We start from the raw sequence: 22,310 nt of genomic DNA, 5'->3' as shown, positions 1-22,310 counted from the left end.
CTTCTGCCGTTGCTTCGGCTGTTGCCGTTGCATTGAGCGGGTGCAGGGCGCAGCCCTGCAAAAAGAAAACTCCCTACCTCACGGCCACTGCATCTCGCCCTTGGCCACCTTCGCACTCAGTTCCAGCGACGCCACGCCCGCCAGCTTCGGATAGCGCGCCTGCATCGCCTTCACCAGCGCCGCACTGTCCTTGGCCTTTGCCGTCTCGGCATCGAACGCGCGGATGTAGTCCGCCGTGAACACCAGCGCGCTGGCATCCAGTGCGGCACCCGGCGCGTAATGCCCCGGCACCACCACCTTCGGCTTCAGCGCCTGCAACCGCTGCAGGGTCTGCAGCCAGTCGGCATGCGACTTCGGCGTCTGCGTGTCGGCCATCCACACGTGTTCACCGGCCACCACCGGAATGCCGCCGACGATCGCGCGCAGCGACGGCACCCACAGCACCGTGCGGTCCGGGGCCGGGCCATCCAGGCCGATCAGCGGCAGGCGCTGGCCTTCCAGCTGCAGGGCATCGCCATCCAGCACCTGCGGCACCACGATGCGCGACGGCACGTCGGCACCCATCTTCGGCCCCCAGTAGGCCAGCTTGCCGGCCTGGGTCTGCTGGATGTGGGCAACGGTCTGCGCAGTGGCGACGATGCGTGCCTGCGGGAACGCGTCCTGCAGGGTAGCCAGGCCGAAGTAGTAGTCCGGATCACCGTGGCTGATGTAGATCGTTGTCAGCTGCTTGCCGCTGGCGCGGATCAGCTCGACCAGCTTGCGCGCATCGCTGGCGCCGAACTGCGCGTTGACCAGGATCGCATCGCGGCGGCCTTCGATCAGCACCGAGGACACCGAGAACATCGCCTGCGGACCGGGATGGAAGGTCTGCAGGTGCAGCTGGGATTTTGTCGCTGCCGCGGGCGCCGCGGTGGCCGGTGCGGCCAGCAGCGGCGCACTGGTGAAGCTGGCGGCCAGGGCGAGGGGAAGCAGCAGGGCAGCGGTGCGCATTGGAAATTCCTTGTGTCGAATGGGGAGCCGAACGTGGGCTATGCCGGGCGTCCTTGCCCGGGCCCCTGCGGGCCGTCGCAAGCGACGCTGGCAACGGCTCCTGCCGTTGCCTTCGGCTCTACAGCTGGGTAGCGCCGGGCCATGCCCGGCGGACGCCATGATCAGTACGCGGCCGTGATGATCTGCTTCGGGTACTGCTGCGCTTCCAGCTCGGCGACGAACGCGGCGCCGTAGTCGGCGTAGCTGATGCGGCTGTGGCCGCTGGCATCAGCGAGGAAGGCCTTGGGCTGCACGCGGTACTGGCCGCGCTCTTCGCCCGGGCCGATTTCGGCGGCCGGCGAGAAGAAGGTCCAGTCCAGGTCGTCCACCGCCTGCAGGCGATTGAAGGCTTCACGATGGGCCAGCGCGTACGGCTTGTAGGCCTCCGGGAAGTTGGGGGTATCGACCAGCTGCACGCCCGGCGCGACTTCCAGGCTGCCGGCGCCACCGACCACCACCAGGCGCGGTACGCCGGCCTTGCGCGCGGCGGCGGCCAGCTGCGCGGCCACTTCGCCGACGCGGCCGATGTCATCGCCCGGACGCGGGCCATAGGCGCTGGCCAGCACGTCGTGGCCGGCGATGGCGGCGACCAGGGCATCCTGGTCATCCAGCGAGGCGATCACCGGATGGGCACCGGCCAGTTCGGCCGGAAGATCCTGCGCGCTGCGCACGATGACGGTGAGTTCGTGGCCGTTGGCCAGCGCGTGGCGGGCGATCTGGCGGCCGATGTTGCCGGTGGAACCAACGAGGGCGATCTTCATGGCAGGACTCCGTGGGGCGGTGTGGGGTGGGAATGGGGCCACTCTAGGCCGCTGCAGTCGCTCGAAAAACAGCGTATAACGCGCTTGTTTGTTGCATGGATCGAGCATATGGACCGACTGACCGCCATGACCGTATTCGTCGAGGTGGCCGAGCGCGGCAGCCTCACCGCCGCCGCCGAGGTGCTGGACATGTCGCGGGCGATGGTCAGCCGCTACCTGGCCGAGGTCGAGGCTTGGCTGGGCGCGCGCCTGCTGCACCGGACCACGCGCCGGGTCAGCCTGACCGGCCCGGGCGAGGCGGCGCTGGCGCGCTTCCGGCAGATGCTGGCCATCGGCGAGGAACTGCAGGGCGAGCTGGCCAGCGACGATCCCGAACCGCATGGCACGCTGCGGGTGACCGCCAGCGTGTCGTTCGGGCAGAGCCACCTGGCGCGTGCGGTGGCCGCTTTTGTCGCACGCCATCCGGCGGCGCGCATCGAGCTGCTGCTGGTCGACCGCATGGTGAACCTGGTGGAAGAGCGGGTGGACCTTGCGGTGCGCATCGCCCGCCAGATCGATCCCAGCCTGATCGCACGACGGCTGGCCACCTGCCGCTCGGTGCTGTGCGCGACGCCGTCGTACCTGCAGGCGCGCGGTACGCCTACCGCCCCGGAACACCTGGCCGCGCACAACTGCCTGACCCATCACTACGTGGGCAAGAGCCTGTGGCAGCTGCACCGCGATGGCCGTTCGCTGTCGGTGGCGGTGGGCGGCAACATCAGCGCCAACGAAGCCTCGCTGTTGCTGGAAGCGGTGCGTGCGGGCGCCGGCATCGCGATGCTGCCGACCTACCAGGTGGCGCCACTGCTGCGCAGTGGCGAGCTGATCGAGTTGTTGCCCGAGTTCAGTCTGGACGAACTCGGCATTCATGCCGTGTACGCATCACGGCGCCAGCAGCCCGCTATCATGCGGCGATTCCTGGACTTCCTGGCCGAGTGTTTCGCCAGCCCGGCCTTCCAGGATCTGGATTGGCGCCCACCGGGCAAGGAGAACACATGAACCACGGACAGGCCTTGATCGACCACAACCGTGCTGCCTGGGACCGCCAGGCCAGTGAAGTGCGCGAATGGTCGCGCCCGGTGGAAAGTTCAACCGTTGCCGCCGCGCGCGAAGGACGTTGGCAGGTGCACCTGACGCCCCGCGCCCTGCCGCTGGACTGGCTGGGTGATGTGCGCGGCCGCCGCATCCTGTGCCTGGCCTCGGGCGGTGGCCAGCAGGCACCGGTGCTGGCGGCGGCCGGGGCCGACGTCACTGTGTTCGATCTGTCCGATGGGCAGCTGGAACAGGACCGCAGCGTGGCGGCGCGCGACGGCCTGCGGCTGCGCACGGTGCAGGGCGACATGCGCGATCTGCACGCCTTCGCCAACGACAGCTTCGATGTGGTGTTCCACCCGATCTCCAACCTGTACGTGCCCGACGTCCGGCCGGTGTGGACCGAATGCCGCCGCGTGCTGGCGCGTGATGGCATGCTGATGGCCAGCTTCTACAACCCGGTGTTGTTCGTCGGTGCACGCGATCCGCAGCTGGATGCACAGGGCCTGATCCGACCGCAGTACGCCATTCCCTATTCGGATCTGGAAGACCTGCCACCGGCCGAGCGCGAGGCGAAACTGGCGCGGGGCGATGCGCTGACCTTCGGCCACAGCCTGACCGAACTGATCGGTGGACAGCTGGATGCCGGCTTCGTGATCGATCGCTTCATGGAAGACTGGCAGCCGCAGCCGCGCTTCCTGATCGACCGTTACCTGCCCACGTTCCTGGCCACGCGCGCGCGCCGGATCGGTTGAGGCAGGCCTGCCCAAAATACTGCGGCGTACAATGGACGGCCCCACGTCATGCAGGTGCAGTCCCTTGCCGTATCCGTATCCGCTGGTCGTGTTCGACCTCGATGGCACGCTGGTCGACAGCGCTGCCGATATTGCCGAAGCGCTGAACCGCACGCTGGAAGACATCGGCGTGGCGCGCGTGCCGGAAGCCACCGTGCTGGGCTGGATCGGTGACGGTGTGCGTCGTCTGGTCGAGCAGGCGGTGCAGGCCGCCGGCCGCGAGGTGGACCTGGCCGAGGTGATGCCGGTGTTCATGGTGCACTACCGTGAGTGCCTGCTGCGCAGCCCGCGGCTGTTCGATGGCGTGGGCGAAGCGCTGGCGCAACTGCGTGCGCGCAACGTGCCACTGGCGATCTGTACCAACAAGCCTGAAGCACTGGTGCCGCCGCTGCTGCAGCACCTGGGTATCGGTGATGCATTCGCGCTGGTACTGGGGGGGGATTCGCTGCCGCAGCGCAAGCCCAGTGGCGAGCCACTGCGGCACATCGCCGCGCATTTCGGGCTGCCGGTGGAGTCCTGCCTGATGGTGGGTGATTCGTTGACCGACTACCGCGCCGCCGAAGAGGCCGGCATGCCGATCGCGCTGGTGCGCTACGGCTATCCGCGCGGCCTGGACCTGGCCACCGCGCATGCGGTGGCGGTGATCGACGACCTGCGTGAACTGCCGGGGTTGCGGGGCTGAAGCAGAGGGGTAGTGCCGGCCGCTGGCCGGCAACCCGGCCAACGCAATGGGTAGTGCCGGCCGCTGGCCGGCAACCCGGGATGCGTTGCCGAAGGTCATGATGTTGCCAGCCGCTGGCCGGCACCACCATGACCGTCGCGGTCACTTCGGCTGGTAACGCACGCTCAGCTGGTACTCGCGGCCGGGCTGGTTGAACCATGCCACTGTTTCATAGCGGCGGTCGAACACGTTGGCAGCGCGCGCCAGCAGCGACCACGATGGCGTCAGTGCGTACTCAGCGCGCAGGTCCAGCGTGCCGTAGCCTCCCACCTTCACCGTGTTGGCGGCATCGTCGTAGCGCTTGCCGGCACCCTGCACGGTCAGGCCTGCGCGGAAATCGCCGAAGCGACGGTCGATGTCCAGGCGCGCGGTCTGCTGCGCGCGGCGTGGCAGCCAGTTGTCGAACTGGGTGCTGCCGCCGGTGCGGTTGCGCGGGTCGGTGTAGCTCAGCTGCGCGTTGATGTCGAAGCCGGCCAGCAGCACGCCACCGGTCAGCTCGGCACCGCGGATGCGGGCCTTCTCCACCTGCTGCATCTTGAAGGTTGCCGCATCGTAGGTGATCAGGTCATCGATGCGGGTTTCATACACGTCCAGGCCCCAGTGCCAGCCCTGGCCCTGCTGCGAAACGCCGAGGTTGGCGCTCTTGGACTTCTCCGGCTTCAACGTCGGCACGCCGCTCCACGGGTCGTACAGATCGCTGAAGGTCGGTGCCTTGAACGCCGTGCCATAGCTGGCGTTGAGGCGCAGGCCGTGGCCCAGCTCCATCGCCCAGCCAACGCTGCCGGTGGCGTGGTTGCCGAACTGCTGGTTGTCGTCGTTGCGTGCGCTGGCCTGCAGCTGGTGGCGGCCGAAGCGGCCCTGGTACTGCACGAATACGCCGGTGTTGCGGCGGCTGTCGACCAGGTAACCCGCGCTGCTGCCATCCAGGTTGTCTTCGCTCCAGTCCACGCCTGCGCTCAGCAGCTGGCCCTCGGCCACGCCGAAATCGCCCTGCAGGGAGGCGCTGTCGCGGTGGGTCTGTGCGCTGCCACGTGCACCGAAGTCGCCGAAGTTGTCCGACTCGTTGTCACTGCGGCCGACGTTGGCGGTGAATGCCAGGCGCTCGGACGGGGTGTAGCGCACCTTGCCGGCCAGCACCTGCTGGCGGGTTTCTGAATAGTTGTAGTAACCGTCGTAATGGTTCCTGCCGTCGGCGCGCAATGCGCTGCCTTCCACGTTCCACTGGTCGTTGAAGATGTAGCCACCGCGCAGGCTCTTGGACAGGTTGCGGTAGCCGTCGCGATCGGGCTCGTCGGCGAAACAGCCGGTGAACAGCGTGGCCGAGCCGCGGCAGGCATCGATGCCATCGGAATGCTGGTAGGCGATGTCGGCACCGAACCAGCCGCGCTCGGTACCACCGCCAATGCCACCGCTGGCTTCACGCAGGCCGTTGCTGCCACCGCCAAGCTGGAAGTGCGGGGCGAAATCGCCCTGGTTGCGGCGGGTGAATATCTGGATCACGCCACCGATGGCGTCGGCGCCGTACAGGCTCGACTGCGGGCCGCGCACGATTTCCACGCGCTCGATCTGCGCCAGCGGCAGGTCCTGGTACATGGCCAGGCCGAGGTCGGCGCTGTTGATGCGCACGCCGTCCACCAGCACTACGGTGTGGCCGGAATTGGTACCGCGCAGGAACAGCGAGCTCTGCTTGCCGAGGCCGCCGGCATTGGCCAGGTTGATGCCGGCGCGACCGCGCAGCAGTTCCTGCAGCGAAGTGGCCTGGCTGGATTCGATCTGGGCGCGGTCGATCACCTGCGCCGGCGCGATGCTGTCCTGCAGGGCGATCGGGGTGCGGGTGGCAGTGACCAGGATCTGGTCGAGCGCGGTGGTGTCATTGGCGGCCTGGGCCAGCGCGGGCAGGGCGGCCAGCACGGCCAGGGACAGCATTCGGGACTGCAGCTTCATGGGGGACTCCGGGTGCCACGCACGCCCGCGTGGCGAAGGGGAGGAGCCGCGAAGGCAGGCGTGCGCCGATGCCGCAGCGCACGCCACGGTCATCCAGCGCCATGCCCACCGCATCGCGACCTGAGGCTTCCGGGCCGGTCTCCGGGCTTGCCGCCGGCTGGCGCGAGGCCACCGTCCAGGCGCCTTCCCATGCCTGCGGCACAGTGGCGGTGTTGCCTGGAACTGACGTGCTTACCGTTGCGGGGGCAGCGCCGGCCTGGCGTGGAATCACGCGTCACCGGCTTCCCGTTTCAACCTGCCGGCCATGGCCGCAGGTCACCTGGAAGTGCGCGCAGTCTACGGCATCGCAGGCCGTCCCGTTGCGTCGCGCCTGCGCGACTGCCTTTGCTGTGCCTTTAGAATGGTTGCTCGATCCCGTGGTGCCGTTGCCGATGTCCGCCCGTTTTCCGCTGTACCTGCGTCGCCCGTCCGGGACGCGCGCATGATCCTCGACCTGGTCCGCCATGCCGGCAATGGCCGTGATGAGTTCCTTGATGGCCGCAGCGACCCACCGCAGCTGGCCGGCCTGCCACAGGAGCTTGTCGAGGCCTATGCCGGGCAACGCTGGGAGCGGGTGATCAGTTCACCGCGGTTGCGCGCGCTGCATACGGCGATGGCCCTGGCCACGCCGCGTGGGCTGGACGTGGAAGCGGACGAGGAATGGGAAGAACTGGACTTCGGCGATTGGGACGGGCGGTCACTGTTCGACCTGCCGGAGGATGCACTGGCGGCCTTCCATGCCGATCCGCACGCGTTCCCGCCGCCCAATGGCGAGAGCTGGGGCCACTTCGAGCGGCGCATCGCGCGCGCGCTGGATCGTCTGCTCGATGATGACGATCCGGTGCCGACGCTGGTGGTCAGCCATGGCGGCCCGTTGCGCATGGTGCTGTCGCAGGTCTGCGGCCTGCCCATGTCGCTGTGCTGGGCGCTGCGTATCGACCACGGCACGCGCCTGCGGGTGTGGCTGGAGCGCGGCGAGATCGGGCTGGTGGGTGAGCTGCTGGAGCTGCAGCAGCCCTGAGCGCACTCGCCGGGCATGGCCCGGCGCTACCGATCCCGCATCACACTGGTAGTGCCGGCCGCTGGCCGGCATCCCCAGGAACGCGGAGGCCTCAATCCTCGTCCGCGCCCTCGGCCACGCTGTCCTCAGCGTCATCGTCGGCATCGAAGCGCTGCTCATGCACCGGGCCCGACGCCGGGCCGGCTGCCTTCAGCGGATGCGCAGCGATGCGTGCTTCGTAATCCTGCACCAGTGCTTCACGCTGTGGCTCGCTCAGCTCCTGCCAATGGCAGTCCAGCAAAGCGCCTTCCAGCGAGTACAGCAGGTTCAGGCTGGGCTTGAAGCCGGCGCGCTTGACCTTGACGAAGGCGCCGACGGCTCCGATCGCGACCAGGTCGTCGCGGCTGCGCAGGCCGACCTGGCGCAGCCACGCCGCACTTTTCGGGCCGATGTTGCGCAGCTTCGGTGCGCTCATCCCAGCGCCTCGACGAACACGCGGGCGATGGCTTCCAGGCCAGCTTGGTCGTCGGCATCGAAGCGGCCGACCTTCGGGCTGTCGATGTCGAACACGCCGATCAGTTCATCGCCGCGCAGCAGCGGCACCACCAGTTCCGAGCGCGAGGCCGAATCGCAGGCGATGTGGCCGGGGAAGGCGTCGACGTCCTCTACGCGCTGGGTCACGCGCTGGCTGGCGGCGGCACCGCACACGCCCTTGTCCAGCGGGATGCGCACGCAGGCCGGCAGGCCCTGGAACGGGCCGACCACCAGTTCCTTGCCGTCGTACAGGTAGAAGCCCACCCAGTTCAGGTCGGGCAGGGCGTGGTAGACCAGGGCCGAGAGGTTGGCCGCGTTGGCGATGCGGTCGGACTCGGCGTAGACCAGGCCACGGGCCTGTTCCAGCAGCTGGGCGTATTGTTCCGGCTTGCTGCCGGTGAGCGAGGCATTGGCGAACATGCCAGCAGTCTAGCAAGCGTGCCGGGCCAGCGATAATGCACACACTGTTGCCCTGTTGGAGCCCGTCGATGCCGATGCCCGCCACGCTGCCGCCCGCCCTGTTCGTCACCGGCACCGATACCGAGATCGGCAAGACCGCGGCCAGCACCGCGCTGCTGCACGCACTGCGCCGGCGCGGCCTGCGTGCGGTGGGGATGAAGCCGGTGGCCAGCGGCAGCGAAGACCTGGGCCAGGGCCTGCGCAACGAAGACGCATTGGCGCTGCAGGCGGCCAGCTGGCCGGTACCGGACTATGCCGATCTGAACCCGTATGCGTTGCGCCAGCCGCTGGCACCGGAGCTGGCCGCTGCCGAGGACGGCGTGCAGGTGGAGCTGGCGCCGATCGTGGCAGCGTTCGAGCGGCTGCGCGCGCAGGCCGATGTCGTGGTGGTGGAGGGGGTTGGCGGTTGGCTGGCACCAGTCTCGGCCACGCTCGACCAGCTCGACCTGGTGCGCACATTGCGGTTGCCGGTGTTGCTGGTGGTGGGCATGCGGCTGGGCTGTGTCAACCACGCGCGTCTGACCGCGCAGTCGTTGCAGGCCAGCGGCGTGGAGTGCCTGGGCTGGATCGGCAACCACATCGACCCGGCGATGCAGCGCCAGGATAAGAACATCGCAACGCTGCAGCAGCGCCTGCCGATGCCGTGCTGGGGGCGGCTGCCACATCTGCCGGGAGCGGATGGCCAGATCCTGAGCACGCATCTGCTCGATTGACCTGGGGTAGTGCCGGCCGCTGGCCGGCAACCTCGATGTATCCACCTGCGTGCAGTTGCCGGCCAGCGCCCGGCACTACCGTGCTGCGGCCGCCAGCTCCCGCGCGATCGCACCCAACCGCTCCACCGCGCCGATGAAGCGCGCATCCAGCGTCTGGCAGCACGACAGCCGCAGGCAATGGCGATACCGCGCGCCGCGTGAATACACCTGGCCGGGCATGAACACGATGTCCTCCTGCAGTGCACGCTCGAACAGCTCGCGCGTGTCCACGCCGGGCAGTTCCAGCCACAGCAGGAAGCCACCCTGCGGTTCGGTGGCGCGGGTGCCGGCCGGGAAGTGTTCGGCCACCAGCTGGCGCAGCCGTCCGACCTGTTCGCGGTACAGCCGGCGCATGCGATGCAGGTGGTGCTCGTAGCTGCCCGCTTCCAGATAGGCCGCCACCGCGTCGCCCAGCAGCTGCGGCTCGCCGCCGGTGGACTGGAATTTCAGCAGCGCGATGCGCTCGGCGAAGCGGCCGCCATCGAGCCAGCCGATGCGGTAATCCGGCGCCAGCGTCTTGGAAAAGCCGCCGACCACCATCACCCAGCCATCGCGATCGAAGGCTTTCAGCAACGGCGCCGGCGGTTCGCAGAACTGCAGTTCGGCATACACCGCATCTTCGATCAGCGGCAGCTGGCGTGCGTTGACCAGTTCGGCCAGGCGTTGCTTGGCCGCGGTCGGCATGGTACAGCCGAGCGGGTTATGCACGGTCGGCATCACCACCAGTGCGGCCAGCGGCGTGTGCTCCAGCAGCGCGTCCAGCGCATCCACATCCAGGCCGAGCTGCGGATGGGTGGGCAGTTCGATGGCCTGCAGGCCGAGGTTGGCCAGCAACGGGTAGAGGTTGAAGTAGGACGGCGCCTCGATGCCGACCGCATCACCGGGCTGGGTGACCGCGCGTAGCGCCAGCTGCAGCCCTTCCATCGCACCGTGGGTCAGCAGCAGGCGTTCGCTGTGGGTATGCAGGCCCATGCGCGGGCCGCGGCGCACGATCTGCGCCAGCAGCCGTGGCGAGCCGTTGGGGCGCGCATAGGTCTCCACGGTCTGCTGGCCATGGCGCAGTACCTGCGCCGTGTGCTTGGCCAGCTGCGCTCCGGGGTAGAACTGGCGACCGCGCGGGCCGGCAAAGGCCAGGTCGATCACGCCGGGGCGGCGCTGTGCTTCCAGCACGCGGGCCATCAGTACCTGCTGCAGCGGCGCGGTGGGCGCAGAAGGTGTGTCGCGCAGCGAACGTTCCGGCACCGACAGCCGCGGCGCGACCTCGAAGCCGGCCTTGGGCCGCGGAATGACCAGACCAGCGTCTTCCAGCTGGCGGTAGGCGGCGATCACCGTGTTCAGGCTGAGCCGGCGCTGCGACGCCATCTGCCGCAGCGAGGGCAGGCGGCTGCCTACCGGAAGCCGGCCGCCATGGATGGCCTCGGCCAGTTCGTCGGACAGCCGTTGGTAGCGGGGGGGGATCATTGCGCTCTGATCATCTGTATCCATCGAGTTTCCCGCCATCTGGTGCTGTACCCATGATGACGGCGAGCCTAGCATGTCGTTGTCGGCCGGGCCTGATCGGGGCAAGGCCGGTACTTTCCAAGCGCACGGCTGGATGGCCGTGCTTCTTTTTTTGGTAGTGCCGGCCGCTGGCCGGCATTCCCTGGAACCGCAAGAGCCGGCCAGCGGCCGGCACTACCCGGATCGTTACCGCATTGGCAGGAGCGTCACCGAGCGCCAGCCGGCCCCACGGAAATGCCGTCAGCGCATCGGCACCAGCACCGCATCGCGCCGGTACAGCCCCGGGAACTGCCTGCCCAGCGCGGCCAGCTTCGGCGCGTCGTAGTAGCGGATGTACGCGGCCTGCGGGTAGTTGGTCATGTAGTTCTGGTGGTAGCTCTCGGCCGGGTAGAAGCGCTGGCCGCTGACCAGCTGGGTGACGATCGGTGCGCGGTAGCTGCCGGCCTGGCCGAGCTGGGCGATGTAGGCGCGGCTGGCTGCCTGCTGGCGGGCGTCATCAGTGAAGATCGCCGACCGGTACTGGCTGCCGTGGTCGGGCCCCTGGCGGTTGAGCTGGGTCGGGTCGTGCACCACCGAAAAGAACACCTGCATCAACTGCCCATAGCTGACCTGGCGTGGGTCGTAGTCGACCTTCACCGCTTCGGCATGACCGGTCTGACCGCTGCTGACCCGCTCATAGCGGGCATTGGCAGCGCTGCCACCGATGTAGCCGGACACCGCATTACTCACGCCTTTGACATGCTGGAACACACCCTGCACGCCCCAGAAGCAACCGCCGGCGAACACCACGCTGGCGTGGGTGGCGTCATCGCGGAACGCAGCGTCGCCCGTGGGTACAGGGAGTGCCTGGGTCTGCGCGCTGGCTTCGACCGGTGCCGCGATGGCGCCATGGTCAACGAGCAGCACGCCGGCGATGAGTGCCGTGGCCACCAGTCCGGCAACGCCAGCGGCAATGCCCTGTTCAAAGGAGAATTTCATCGTGTCCTCCCGGTTCAACCGAAGGTGAAGGCATAGGCCTGCACGCCCGCATCGAGGAACTCGATCTCGAAGCGGTGCGGGCTGACCGTGCCGCGTTGGCGCACCAGCTGGTAGAGGCGGTGCTCGTCGACCACGCCGCTGCCATCGGCGCCGACATCAGTGCCGGCATCGGTGGTGGGCAATGGCTTGCCATCCAGCAGGACGCGGAAGCGCACCGGCTTTCCTTCCTGGCCCGGTGCCAGCACCAGGTGCAGGTCGCGCGCATGGAACTGGAAGGCGATGCGGCCACCGGCCTGCTGCAGCTGCGCAGCCTCGTCGGTAACGGTCCAGCGTCCGGACAGGCCCCACTGGTTCAACGCCAGGCTGGCCGGCAACGTGTAGTCGAACGCGGTGTCGCTGCGCTGCCCACCGGGCGAGGCGAACTGCTCGGCACGGGCGTGGCCCAGATAGGTTTCCGGCGAGCGCAGATTGCCCATGTCGGCCTGCGCAGCCACGCCCTTCAGATCGGCGGCGGCCGGATCGGCCGGCGGCGGCAGGTTCGTCTGGCCGGCCTCGGTCAGCAAGCGACGGATCACCTGTTCCGAGCGCGCATAGTTGCCCTCGCCGAACTGGTGGCCGCGGATGTTGCCCTGCGCATCGACGAAGTACTGCGCCGGCCAGTAGCGGTTGTTGAACGCGCGCCAGATCGTGTACTGGTTGTCCAGTGCCACCGGGTACTCAACCTTCAGCTGCTGCACCGCCTTCATGACGTTGCGCGGGTCACGCTCGAAGGCGAACTCCGGGGTGTGCACGCCGATCACCACCAGGCCGTGGTCGCGATAACGGCGCTCCCATTCGTGCACGAACGGCATCGCGCGCAGGCAGTTGATGCACGAGTACGTCCAGAAATCGACCAGCACCACCTTGCCGCGCAGCTGCTGGGCCGTCAGCGGCGGGCTGTTGAGCCAGCCGGTGGCACCGTCCAGCGCGGGCAGGGTGCCTTCCACTGGCAGCGGTGCACTGGCACCCGCATCGGGGCCCGCCATCATCGTCATCGACGGTGCTGCCGGTTGCGCGCCGGGAGCGGCATCCAGCAGGCCCTGCTCGATGCGCGCGGTGCTGACCGTGGACAGGCGGGTCAGCAGGCCGGTATCCCAGCCCAGTCCGATCGCCACGACCGCCAGCAGTGCAGCCACGCCCAGTACCTTGCGCAGCACATCGCCGAGGCCGAGCCGCGCCTGCAGCGCGCGGAACACGCGGCCACCTACCCATACCGCCAGCGCCAGTGCGGTAATCGCGCCCAGTGCGTAGGCCAGCAGCAGCGTGCTGGTGCCGGCGCTTGCCCCGTGCAGCGCGGCACCGGTCAGCACCAGGCCGAGGATCGGCCCGGCGCAGGGTGCCCACAGCAGGCCGGTGGCGATGCCGATCAGCAGCGAGGTCCACGCGCCGCCACGCCCCGCTGCGTCGGCCGCATCGGCACGCGCGCTCAAGCGGGCACCCACGCGCTGGAACGGCGCCAGCAGGTGGTCGGCCAGTCGTGGCCAGAGCAATGCCAGTGCGAACAGCGCCATCAGCAGCAGGGCGATCCAGCGTCCGACCTGGTTGGCCTGTGCCACCCATTGGCTGCCCACCGCAGCCAGGCTGGCGACCACGGTGAAGGTGAGTGCCATGCCCAGCAGCAGCGGCAGCGTGCTGCGCAGGAAGGGGCGGTCGGCACGGGCGAACACGAACGGCAGCACCGGCAGGATGCAGGGACTCAGCAGGGTCAGCGCGCCCCCCAGGTAGGCAAGCAGCAACAGCAGCATCGTCAGGCTCCGGAAGCAGGGGAAGAACCGACCGGCACCCGCCAGCCATCGGCGGTACCGCCCTCAGCGGCACCGGGAACGAACACCATCGCCGCGCCGTTCATGCAGTAGCGAAGTCCGGTTGGGCGAGGCCCGTCGTTGAACACATGGCCGAGGTGGCCACCGCAGCGACGGCAGTGCACCTCCACCCGCAGCATGCCGAAGGTGACGTCGCGGTCTTCGCCGATGGCGTTGTGCAGCGGCGCCCAGAAGCTGGGCCAGCCGGTGCCGCTCTCGAACTTGGTGGAGGAGGAGAACAGCGGCAGCGCACAGCCGGCGCAGGCAAACGTGCCCTGCCGGTGTTCCTTGTTGAGCGGGCTGCTGTACGGGCGCTCGGTCGCCTGCTGGCGCAGCACTGCGTACTGCGCCGGGGTCAGGCGCTGGCGCCAGTCGGCATCGCTGCGCATGACCTCGAACTGTCGCGACGGGCGCGCTTCAGCGGCGGCCGGGGCGGCACGGCTGCAGGCCCCCAGGCCGAGCAGGCCGGCGGCGGTGGCAACACCGCCCAGGCCCAGCAGATGGCGTCGGGTAAGGGACATGGCGGACTCCGGGAAGGGGCGACGGGGCCATGCTGCGCCCGCCCGGGTCAACGAATCCTCACGCAGGATTCAATTTTTCGTGAGGTATCGGCGTCCATCCCGCGCCACAATGCAGCCAGCCTCCCCACTGGCCCCGAGCTGCCGATGTCCACCAAACGCGTGCTGATCGTTGAAGACGATGCCCACATCGCCGACCTGCTGCGCATGCATCTGGGCGATGAGGGCTACGACGTCGCCCATGCCGCCAGCGGCGATGCCGGCCTGCGCCTGCTGGAGCAGGAAGGGCCATGGGATGCGCTGGTGCTGGACGTGATGCTGCCCGGCGTGGACGGCCTGCAGGTGTGCCAGCGTGCACGCGCGATGGCGCGCTATGTGCCGATCATCATCATCAGTGCGCGTGGCAGCGAAACGCAGCGCATCGTCGGCCTGGAACTGGGTGCGGATGATTACCTGGCCAAGCCCTTCTCGATGCCGGAACTGGTGGCCCGCGTGCGTGCGCTGCTGCGCCGGGCCGAGGCGATGGCGCAGAGCGCGCGCATCGATGCCGGCGCGATCGAGCTGGGTGGTCTGCAGCTGGACCCGGTCGCGCGTACCGCGTCGGTGGATGGCAATGCGCTGGAGCTGACCCCGCGCGAGTTTGACCTGCTGCTGTTCTTCGCCCGTCATCCGGACCAGGTGTTCGCGCGCATGGAGCTGCTCAACCAGGTCTGGGGCTACCAGCACGATGGCTACGAGCACACGGTCAACACCCACATCAATCGCCTGCGCAGCAAGATCGAGCCGGACCCGGCCAATCCACGGCGGCTGCTGACGGTGTGGGGCCGTGGCTACAAGCTGGTCGATCCTGCCGGGGCGGCGGCATGATCAAGCCGAACCTGTGGCAGAAGCTGGCGGCGGTGATCGCTGCGCTGATGCTGATGTGCTGCATGGCGTTGCTGGCGCTGCAGATGCGCGCCAACACCCGCCACGAGCAGGAAGTGGTGCAGCGGTTGTCGCTGGGCCTGGCCGAGCACATTGCCCAGCGCAGCGAACTGATGGATACCAGCGGCATGCGTGATGCCGCGGTGCGCGCGCTGTTCGGCCAATTGATGGCGGTCAATCCCAGCGTCGAGGTCTACCTGCTGGACGACCAGGGCCGCATCCTCGGCCACGATGCGCCGACAGGTCATCTGGTGCGCAACCGGGTGGACGTGGCACCGCTGCGCCGGCTGCTGGCCGGTGCACCGTTGCCGATCCTGGGCGATGACCCGCGCAGCGCGGATGGCCGCAAGGTGTTCAGTGCCGCGCCGCTGATCGTGCAGGGTCGCCAGGCCGGTTATGTGTACGTGGTGCTGGTCGGCGAACACCGTCAGATGCTGTCCGACGACCTTGCCGCCGGCAGCCAGTGGAACACCACGCTGTGGTCGGTGATGCTTGTCGGCAGCCTGGGCCTGCTGGCCGGGCTGGTGGCCTTCTACTGGGTGACGCGCCCGCTGCGGCGGCTGACCCGGCGCATCCAGGCCTTTGACATCGACGCACCCACGCCATTGCCGCCGCCGGAGCCGCTGCGTCCCGGTGAGCGCGACGAGCTGGTGATCCTCGAACACGCACACGCGCAGATGGCGCAGCGGCTGGGCGAGCAGTGGCAGCAGCTGCGCCAGCAGGACCTGCAGCGCCGCGAGCTGGTCGCCAACATCTCGCACGACCTGCGCACGCCGTTGTCGTCGCTGCATGGCTATCTGGAAACGCTGGCGCTGAAGGACGCCACGCTGTCGCCGGACGAGCGCCGCCGCTACCTCGGTATCGCGCTGGCGCAGAGCGCCAAGGTTGGCCGGCTGGCGCGTGCGCTATTCGAGCTGGCGCGGCTGGAGCATGGCGAAGTGCGCCTGGAGTGGGAGGTGTTCGCATTGCCGGAGCTGCTGCAGGACGTGCTGCAGAAATTCGAGCTGGCGGCGCAGGCTCGCAACCAGTACCTGCACGCGGACTTCCCGCCCGGCCTGCCGCTGGTGCGCGCCGATCTGGGCCTGGTCGAGCGGGTGCTGACCAACCTGCTCGACAACGCGCTGCGGCATGCGCCCGACGGTGGGCGGATCGAGGTGTGCCTGCGCGCGACGCCGGACAGCGTGGAGGTGAGCGTGGCCGATGATGGACCTGGTGTTGCCCCTGCGCTGCGCACGCAGCTGTTCCAGGCACCGGCCGCGCTGGGCGCGCGACGTGGAGAGAACGGCGGGTTGGGCCTGCTGATCGTGCAGCGCATCGTGCAGTTGCACGGCCGTCGCATCGAACTGCGTGACAGCGAGCGCGGCGCGTTGTTCGCGTTTGCGTTGCCGCGTGCGGAACCAGCGGCCTAGCAGGCCGCATCGCACTCCACGGCAGCGCCGCTTTCCAGCGGCAGGTGCAGTCGGATGCAGGCACCACCCAGCTCCGAATCGGTTACTTCGACCTGGCCGCCATGCTTGTCGGCCACCACCTGCACCAGCGCCAGTCCGAGGCCGAAACCGGGGCTACCCGGATCCAGCCGCACATAGGGTTGCAGCACCTGGCCGCGCAGTTCGGGTGCGATGCCGGGGCCATCGTCCTCCACCTGCAGGCACAGCCAGCCGTCGTTGACCGTGCTGGCGATACGGATCTGCCGCCGCGCATAGCGCAGGGCATTGCCGAGCAGGTTGCGCAGTGCCAGTTCCAGCATGTGCCGGTTGACGTTGACCAGGCCCGCCGGCGACAGCACCTGCTGTACCGGCATCGGCAGCGGTGCGAACTGGGCCACCACGCCGCGTACCAGTGCCGCCAGCTGCAGGCGCTGGCGGGTCAGCTGATGGCAGCGGCCGAGCGCGGCGTACTCGACGCCGGCATCGGTGAGGTGCTGCAGCCGATCGACATCAGTGCGCAGGCCGCCCAAGGCATCACGCTGGATCTCGTCCAGCGCGGTGTCCTCCAGGTCGGCCAGGCCGAAACGCATCCGCGCCAGCGGCGTGCGGACTTCGTGCGCCACTGCCTGGGCCAGCACGCGCTGGCTTTCCAGCAACTGCTGCAGCTGCTCGGCCATGTGATTGAAGGCATTGGCCAGCGGCCGCACCAGCGCAGTGCCGGCGCGCGGGGCGCGCGTGTCCAGCTGTCCGTCGCGCATCTGCCGCGCGGCCTGGGCCAGCTGCGAGACGTCGCGCCACAGGCGGTAGACCATCACGTACATCGGCAGCGCCACGGCCACCATCAGGATCAGCAGCAGGATCGCCACGCCTGACACTTCGCTGTCCTGCCAGCCCTCGTCAGGCAGCGCTTCGTCCAACGGCCCAAGCATCACCGCGTAGTCGCTGTCGCCGATCCGCTGCAGGCTGCGCATGTGCTCCAGGTCGATCTGCACCCGGCCGTTGCTGAAGGGGGGGCGCTGGCTGGCCGGCAGCGCCTTCATCGCCTCTGCCAACGGCACCATGCGCAGGGCATAGGCGAAGTCGGCGTCCAGTTCGCGCGCCAGCGTCGGCCACTGCTCGCGCGGGGTTTCGGCGAAGCGGTGCTGCAGCAGGGCATGGGTGCCGCGCATCTCGGCCAGCAGTCCGGCTTCGGTGCGGTCTTCCAGCAGCGCATCCCAGGCCCACAGGCCCAGCACGATCAGTAGCAGGTGGGCGACCAGGAAGCCGATGCCATAGCGCAGGAAGTGGAAGGCGTGGCCGCGCATCGCCGAGGGCGTGCGCTTCATCCCCATGCCGAGCGGCTGAACAGGTAGCCGCGGCCACGCACGGTCTTGATCCGCTCCGGTTGTTCAGGGTTGTCGCCCAGCTTGCGGCGCAGGCGCGAGATGCGTGCATCGATCGAACGGTCCAGGCCGTCGAAGGCGATCCCGCGCAGGCCGCGCAGCAGCGCATCGCGGTCCAGGATCTGGCCGGCATTGCTGGCCAGCAGGAACAGCAGGTCGAACTCGGCAGTGGTGAGCTCCAGCAGCGCGCCCTGCAGGTGCACGTTGCGGGTGGACGGGTCGATGCTCAGCTCGCCGAAGCGGAGGCTGCCGTCGCGTGGTTCGACCCGGCGGTGGCGGCGCAGGTGGGCGCGCAGGCGGGCCAGCAGCACCCGTGGTTCGATCGGCTTGCCGATGTAATCATCGGCGCCCAGTTCCAGTCCCAGCACCTGGTCGATGTTGTCGGTGCGGGCGGTCAGCACGCAGATGATGCCGTCATAGTGGGGGCGGATCTGCCGACACACTTCGAAACCATCCTGGTCGGGCAGGCCGACATCGAGCAGGACCAGGGCGGGCTTGTCGGCCAGGATCCGGGCCACCGCACGCTCACCGCTGCGCTCGTGGGCCACCTGGTAGCCATGCCGCTGCAGATAGTCGCTGACCATCGTACCCAGGCGGGCATCGTCTTCGACCAGTACGATATCCAGCATTTTCAAGGCCTCCGTGGACGCACACGTACCGCCACGGCACGAGCGCGGCGATGCTATCCCAGCCTTCGGGCCGCCCGGGTCCCGGGGGCGGGCGCCATTCAGCCGGGGTTGCTGGCGCACGGGCCGGGCCTCAGGCCTGGCAACAACTTGGCGTCCAGCATAGCCTGATGCTGTTACAAAACGTTACCTTCGTGATACGCACGGTGACCATCGCTGACAGCAATGCGACTGACGCAGGGCCGGGGGCGGGCCGAGCATGGAGTCTCCTCCGCTCCGCGTGTCGCTCCCATGTCGCCCGCCGCCGCCTGCCTGCTGAACCCGTCCCGCCGCTGCCGCTGCGGAGGTGCCCGATGAGCGGCGTGGTCGGGGCCTGGCTGCCGCCCGCCGAGGACGAACACCTGCTGCAGCAGCTGGCGCCAATGCTGCGCGCCCTGCAGCAGCGCGGCCGGGGGCGCATCGGCTACTGGACCGATGCCGAGGCCGGCCTGGCGCTGGGCCACTGCCGGGCGCCAACCGATACGCCGTTGCAGCCCCTGAGTTCGGACTGTGGCCGTTACGTGCTGTGCCTGGATGGCCGGTTGTACAACCGGGCCGACCTGCAGTCGCAGCTGCGCGATCTGCCACGCAGCTGCAGCGATGCGCGGCTGCTGCTGCAGGCGATCATCGAATGGGGCGTGGAACGGGCGCTTTCCCGCATCGAGGGCGCGTTCGGTTTCAGCGTATGGGACCGCGAGTCGCGCGAACTGTGGCTGGCCCGCGACCCGGTTGGCGAGCGGCCGCTGTACTACGGCTGGTACCAGGGCCGGTTCCTGTTCGCCTCGGAAATGAAGGCACTCCAGGCCTTTGCCGGTTTCGCCCCGAGCATCGACCAGGATGCGCTGAGCCTGCTGCTGCGCCATGACTACGTGCCGGCACCGCACACCATCTACCGCGGCATCCACAAGCTGGTGGCAGGCGCGATGCTGCGCATCGATCTGAATGACCATGCGGCTGGCGGCTCCAGCCAGACCGCACAGAGTGGTTCACGCTACTGGTGCGCACGCGATGCGATGCAGAGCGCACTGCAGGAACCGCTGCTGCCGGCGCCGAGCCTGGAGCAGGCGACCGACCAGCTGGAAGCTGTGCTGCAGAAGGCCATCGCCGCACGCATGCATTCGCCGCTGGCCTGCGGCGCGTTCCTGTCCGGCGGCACCGATTCCTCGCTGGTGACGGCGATGATGCAGGCACAGTCGACGCTTCCGATCGAAGCGTGGACGGTTGGCTTCGACGATCCCGGCCATGACGAGAGCGATTGGGCCTCGCAGGTCGCGCGGCATCTGGGCGTGCAACACCACCTGCACCGGATGGACGCGCGACAAGGCCTGGATCTGCTGCAGCGGCTGCCGCAGGTCTGGTGCGAACCGTTCGCCGATGCCTCTCAGCTGCCGACCCTGCTGGCCAGTGAACTGCTGGGCGCGCGCAAGCCGGTGGCCCTCACCGGCGACGGTGGCGATGAACTGTTCTTCGGCCACCCCAGCTATGGCCGCGCGCTGCGCAATGCGCGCCTGTGCGGTGGCCTGCCGGACTGGGTGCGTGATCTGGCGCGGCGCAGCGGCAACCGCATGAATGTCGAGCGCGGCCGCCTGGGCGGCTGGCGCGCACTGGTGGCGGAAGTCGCCGCCAACGACGTGGAAGGTCACTACCTGCAGCGCGTGACGCGCTGGCGGCAGCCGGCGCAGGTGGTGCTGGGTGCACGCGAGCCGATGACGATCTTCCAGCAGCAGGACACGGCGCTGCCGGCCGAGGCCCGCATCCAGCTGCTGGATTTCCGCATGGATCTGGCGGAGGGCATCCTCGCCAAGGTCGATCGCGCGGGCATGGCGGCGGGCGTGGAGACGCGCGCGCCGCTGCTGGACATGGAGGTGGTGCGGTTGGCCTGGCGCCTGCCGCAGCACCTGAAGTACCACGACGGTGAGCACAAGCGGATCCTCAAGCACCTGCTGGCGCGCTACCTGCCCGAGCCGCTGGTGTATCGCCCCAAGCGCGGCTTCGGACCGCCGATGGCGCGCTGGTTGGCGGGCCCGCTGCGCGACTGGGCGGAGGCACTGCTGGACCCGCAGCTGCTGCGCAACCAGGGCTGCTTCGATGCGGCACGCGTGCGCGGCATCTGGGAAGCGTTCCTGCGTGGCGAACGCAAGTGGCACACGCACCTGTGGAACGTGCTGATGTTCCAGGCGTGGCACCAGCACTGGCACGGTGCTCGCGGGCGCTGAGCCGTTCCTGCATCGCGTGCGGCGGGTTCAATCTGCGTGGCGCCGGGCGGATGCCCTTGCGTACGAATGTCCTCCGGCGCCGGCCGTTGGCCGTCACCTCCCCCTTTACTTCGTACGCAAGGGCATCCGCCCTGCGTTCGGAGTTCGTCGGCGCCTCATTGAAGGCAGATTGTTCGCAGCCTTACCCACCGCAAGCCGAGCCTCGTCGGGGCGGGCAGGGGGTTGGGCAAAGTAAAGGAGGAGGGGACGGCCAACGGCCGGCGCCGGGGGACATTTGCCCAGGCCCCTGCTTGTCTCGGCGGGGCCCGTCAGTTCGCGGGGAATCGGGACGAAGACACGCGTGTGGCGGATTCATTCTGCGTGGCGCCGGGCGGATGCCCTTGCGTACGAATGTCCTCCGGCGCCGGCCGTTGGCCGTCACCTCCCCCTTTACTTCGTACGCAAGGGCATCCGCCCGGCGTTCGGAGTTTGTCGGCGCTTCCTTGAAAGGCGGCCGCGCGTGCTGCGCTTTCCTCACCGCACGCCGAGCCTCGTCGGGGCGGGCAGGGGTTTGGGCAAAGTAAAGGAGGAGGTGACGGCCAACGGCCGGCGCCGGGGGACATTTGCCCAGGCCCCTGCCTGTCCCGGCGGGGCCCTTCAGTTCGCGGCGAATCCAGACGAGGAAGCGCTCTTCAATGCAGACGCCAGGCAAAAAAAAGACCCGGCAGAGGGAGGGATCTGCCGGGTCCGGATTGCGTGGGGGGAGGGACCCACGCAATGAGCGTTGCGTCGCGTCAGTGGTTGTTCGCGTCCGCCGTTGATTCGTTGTAGCCCTGCACCAGTTCGGACCAGGCCTTGCCGGCCTGCAGGCCGAGACCGACCACGTCCTGCTGGGCCTGGCCCAGCCGCTGCAGGTTGTCCTGCCACAGCTGTGCGCCCTTGTTGAGCATCCCGGCCGTGTCGTCACTACGGGCCAGTTCCCCCAACCAGCCGCCGGTCGCGGTCAGGTTGCGCTCCATCGCCTTCAGCTGCACGCCGAACATGCTTTCCGCGTTCTCCAACGCCAACCGGTTCGCGCGGGTTGCTGCGGCTGCGAGCTGGCGGGTGGCATCACTGAAGCGATCGCTGAAGGCGGCGGCCATGGGGGCATCAGGGAGTGGCTTGATGCATTGCAGCATACGCCGTTGATGCGGCAATGCAACAAAAATAACAAAGGCGCCCCAGGCGCCTTTGAAACACCTTTCAGATCAATGGGTTGATCAGGCCGTCGGGCCGCGGTAGCGGCAGCCGGAGGTGCAGGTTTCGTGCACGGTGATCTCGCTCAGCGCCGGCAGGCTGGGCTTGAGTTCGTTCCAGATCCACACCGCCAGGTTCTCGCTGGTCGGGTTCTCCAGGCCGGGGATGTCATTGAGGTAGTGATGGTCCAGGCGGTCGTAGATCGGCTGGAAGGCCGCCTTCACGTCGCCGAAATCCATGATCCAGCCGGTCTGCGCCCCCGGCTCGCCCTCGACCTTCAGTTCCACCCGGAACGAGTGGCCATGCAGGCGCGCGCACTTGTGCCCCGGCGGCACGTTGGGGAGGCGGTGCGCCGCCTCGAGCATGAAGACTTTGAAGATTTCCATGGCGCGATTGTACGCCGCAGGTGGCCGGCCATCCTGAGCGGATGTTGGGCTTTCGTGAAGTAACTCTTTCCATCCGGATGAAGAGATGATAGTTTCTCTTATATCCGTATGAAGAGATGTTATTGGCCGGATCCCGGCCAGGCATGGACTACTG

21 protein-coding genes and 1 riboswitch are annotated in these 22,310 nt (G+C 68.5%); of the genes, 8 read left to right on the top strand and 13 right to left on the bottom strand.

Features of this window, described 5'->3' with window-relative positions; translation table 11 throughout:
• Positions 1 to 78: 78 nt before the first annotated feature.
• Positions 79 to 990, bottom strand: a complete 912-nt coding sequence (locus tag AC5P9L_RS00945; RefSeq protein WP_111189398.1) for an MBL fold metallo-hydrolase — start codon at positions 988 to 990, stop codon at positions 79 to 81.
• Between the two features lie 161 nt (positions 991 to 1,151).
• Positions 1,152 to 1,790 carry an NAD(P)-dependent oxidoreductase gene (locus AC5P9L_RS00940; protein ID WP_012479034.1) on the bottom strand — a complete coding sequence of 213 codons (639 nt, stop codon included), beginning with the start codon at positions 1,788 to 1,790 and terminating at the stop codon, positions 1,152 to 1,154.
• Between the two features lie 108 nt (positions 1,791 to 1,898).
• Here AC5P9L_RS00940 and AC5P9L_RS00935 point away from each other — a divergent pair, with 108 nt between their 5' ends.
• The 3 genes from AC5P9L_RS00935 (at position 1,899) to gph (ending at position 4,337) form a co-directional block, all read left to right on the top strand.
• Positions 1,899 to 2,828: a LysR family transcriptional regulator gene (locus AC5P9L_RS00935; RefSeq protein WP_012479035.1), complete on the top strand. Its 930-nt coding sequence runs from the start codon at positions 1,899 to 1,901 to the stop codon at positions 2,826 to 2,828.
• Positions 2,825 to 3,616 (top strand): class I SAM-dependent methyltransferase, encoded by a 792-nt coding sequence (locus AC5P9L_RS00930; protein WP_495230531.1) that lies wholly within the window; start codon positions 2,825 to 2,827, stop codon positions 3,614 to 3,616. The genes AC5P9L_RS00935 and AC5P9L_RS00930 overlap by 4 nt, the downstream gene beginning before the upstream one ends.
• A gap of 64 nt (positions 3,617 to 3,680) precedes the next feature.
• On the top strand, positions 3,681 to 4,337 hold the full coding sequence (gene gph / locus AC5P9L_RS00925) for a phosphoglycolate phosphatase (RefSeq protein ID WP_065184091.1): 657 nt from the start codon (positions 3,681 to 3,683) through the stop codon (positions 4,335 to 4,337).
• Between the two features lie 141 nt (positions 4,338 to 4,478).
• Here gph and btuB read toward each other — a convergent pair whose 3' ends face one another.
• Positions 4,479 to 6,320 (bottom strand): TonB-dependent vitamin B12 receptor, encoded by a 1,842-nt coding sequence (gene btuB / locus AC5P9L_RS00920; protein WP_049418782.1) that lies wholly within the window; start codon positions 6,318 to 6,320, stop codon positions 4,479 to 4,481.
• A gap of 115 nt (positions 6,321 to 6,435) precedes the next feature.
• Positions 6,436 to 6,658, bottom strand: a riboswitch (cobalamin riboswitch).
• Between the two features lie 143 nt (positions 6,659 to 6,801).
• Here btuB and AC5P9L_RS00915 point away from each other — a divergent pair.
• On the top strand, positions 6,802 to 7,380 hold the full coding sequence (locus AC5P9L_RS00915; protein ID WP_005407938.1) for a histidine phosphatase family protein: 579 nt from the start codon (positions 6,802 to 6,804) through the stop codon (positions 7,378 to 7,380).
• 91 nt (positions 7,381 to 7,471) lie between these two features.
• On the opposite strand, the gene AC5P9L_RS00910 is transcribed toward AC5P9L_RS00915, so the two are convergent.
• Complete coding sequence (locus AC5P9L_RS00910; RefSeq protein ID WP_005407939.1) at positions 7,472 to 7,834, bottom strand: TfoX/Sxy family protein; 363 nt, start codon at positions 7,832 to 7,834, stop codon at positions 7,472 to 7,474.
• Positions 7,831 to 8,313, bottom strand: a complete 483-nt coding sequence (locus tag AC5P9L_RS00905; protein ID WP_005407940.1) for a GAF domain-containing protein — start codon at positions 8,311 to 8,313, stop codon at positions 7,831 to 7,833. Before AC5P9L_RS00905 ends, AC5P9L_RS00910 begins: the two co-directional genes overlap by 4 nt.
• 68 nt (positions 8,314 to 8,381) lie before the next feature.
• Here AC5P9L_RS00905 and bioD point away from each other — a divergent pair, with 68 nt between their 5' ends.
• A complete protein-coding gene (bioD, locus tag AC5P9L_RS00900) occupies positions 8,382 to 9,065 on the top strand; it encodes a dethiobiotin synthase (protein ID WP_262101926.1) in 684 nt (227 codons plus the stop codon).
• Between the two features lie 75 nt (positions 9,066 to 9,140).
• Here bioD and AC5P9L_RS00895 read toward each other — a convergent pair whose 3' ends face one another.
• From AC5P9L_RS00895 to msrB, 4 genes are all read right to left on the bottom strand, one after another.
• Complete coding sequence (locus AC5P9L_RS00895; protein ID WP_049417425.1) at positions 9,141 to 10,589, bottom strand: aminotransferase-like domain-containing protein; 1,449 nt, start codon at positions 10,587 to 10,589, stop codon at positions 9,141 to 9,143.
• 255 nt (positions 10,590 to 10,844) lie between these two features.
• Positions 10,845 to 11,582 (bottom strand): peptide-methionine (S)-S-oxide reductase MsrA, encoded by a 738-nt coding sequence (msrA, locus tag AC5P9L_RS00890; RefSeq protein WP_049402691.1) that lies wholly within the window; start codon positions 11,580 to 11,582, stop codon positions 10,845 to 10,847.
• A 14-nt stretch (positions 11,583 to 11,596) separates the two neighbouring features.
• Positions 11,597 to 13,366: a cytochrome c biogenesis protein DipZ gene (locus tag AC5P9L_RS00885; RefSeq protein ID WP_262101925.1), complete on the bottom strand. Its 1,770-nt coding sequence runs from the start codon at positions 13,364 to 13,366 to the stop codon at positions 11,597 to 11,599.
• A gap of 2 nt (positions 13,367 to 13,368) precedes the next feature.
• Positions 13,369 to 13,944, bottom strand: coding sequence for a peptide-methionine (R)-S-oxide reductase MsrB (msrB, locus tag AC5P9L_RS00880; RefSeq protein WP_005407946.1), 576 nt, complete (start codon positions 13,942 to 13,944; stop codon positions 13,369 to 13,371).
• A gap of 144 nt (positions 13,945 to 14,088) precedes the next feature.
• Between msrB and AC5P9L_RS00875 the strand changes: the two genes are divergently transcribed.
• Positions 14,089 to 14,808, top strand: coding sequence for a response regulator transcription factor (locus AC5P9L_RS00875; protein WP_005407947.1), 720 nt, complete (start codon positions 14,089 to 14,091; stop codon positions 14,806 to 14,808).
• Positions 14,805 to 16,274, top strand: a complete 1,470-nt coding sequence (locus tag AC5P9L_RS00870) for a sensor histidine kinase (RefSeq protein ID WP_059036178.1) — start codon at positions 14,805 to 14,807, stop codon at positions 16,272 to 16,274. The genes AC5P9L_RS00875 and AC5P9L_RS00870 overlap by 4 nt, the downstream gene beginning before the upstream one ends.
• On the opposite strand, the gene AC5P9L_RS00865 is transcribed toward AC5P9L_RS00870, so the two are convergent.
• Positions 16,271 to 17,617, bottom strand: a complete 1,347-nt coding sequence (locus tag AC5P9L_RS00865; protein WP_043033912.1) for an ATP-binding protein — start codon at positions 17,615 to 17,617, stop codon at positions 16,271 to 16,273. The two genes, AC5P9L_RS00870 and AC5P9L_RS00865, sit on opposite strands and share 4 nt — an antisense overlap.
• Entirely contained in the window at positions 17,614 to 18,303 is a 690-nt protein-coding gene (locus AC5P9L_RS00860; protein WP_005407950.1) for a winged helix-turn-helix domain-containing protein, read from the bottom strand. Before AC5P9L_RS00860 ends, AC5P9L_RS00865 begins: the two co-directional genes overlap by 4 nt.
• A 350-nt stretch (positions 18,304 to 18,653) precedes the next feature.
• Here AC5P9L_RS00860 and asnB point away from each other — a divergent pair, with 350 nt between their 5' ends.
• Positions 18,654 to 20,555, top strand: coding sequence for an asparagine synthase (glutamine-hydrolyzing) (asnB, locus tag AC5P9L_RS00855; RefSeq protein ID WP_111189665.1), 1,902 nt, complete (start codon positions 18,654 to 18,656; stop codon positions 20,553 to 20,555).
• A 773-nt stretch (positions 20,556 to 21,328) separates the two neighbouring features.
• On the opposite strand, the gene AC5P9L_RS00850 is transcribed toward asnB, so the two are convergent.
• Together AC5P9L_RS00850 and queD are read right to left on the bottom strand one after the other, a co-directional pair.
• Positions 21,329 to 21,676 (bottom strand): phasin family protein, encoded by a 348-nt coding sequence (locus tag AC5P9L_RS00850; RefSeq protein ID WP_005407952.1) that lies wholly within the window; start codon positions 21,674 to 21,676, stop codon positions 21,329 to 21,331.
• A gap of 117 nt (positions 21,677 to 21,793) precedes the next feature.
• Positions 21,794 to 22,156, bottom strand: a complete 363-nt coding sequence (queD, locus tag AC5P9L_RS00845) for a 6-carboxytetrahydropterin synthase QueD (protein WP_005407953.1) — start codon at positions 22,154 to 22,156, stop codon at positions 21,794 to 21,796.
• Positions 22,157 to 22,310: the final 154 nt, after the last annotated feature.

The organism is Stenotrophomonas sp. YJH_SMC_64, assembly GCF_059371375.1.
This window is presented reverse-complemented; position numbering and strand designations above follow the sequence as displayed.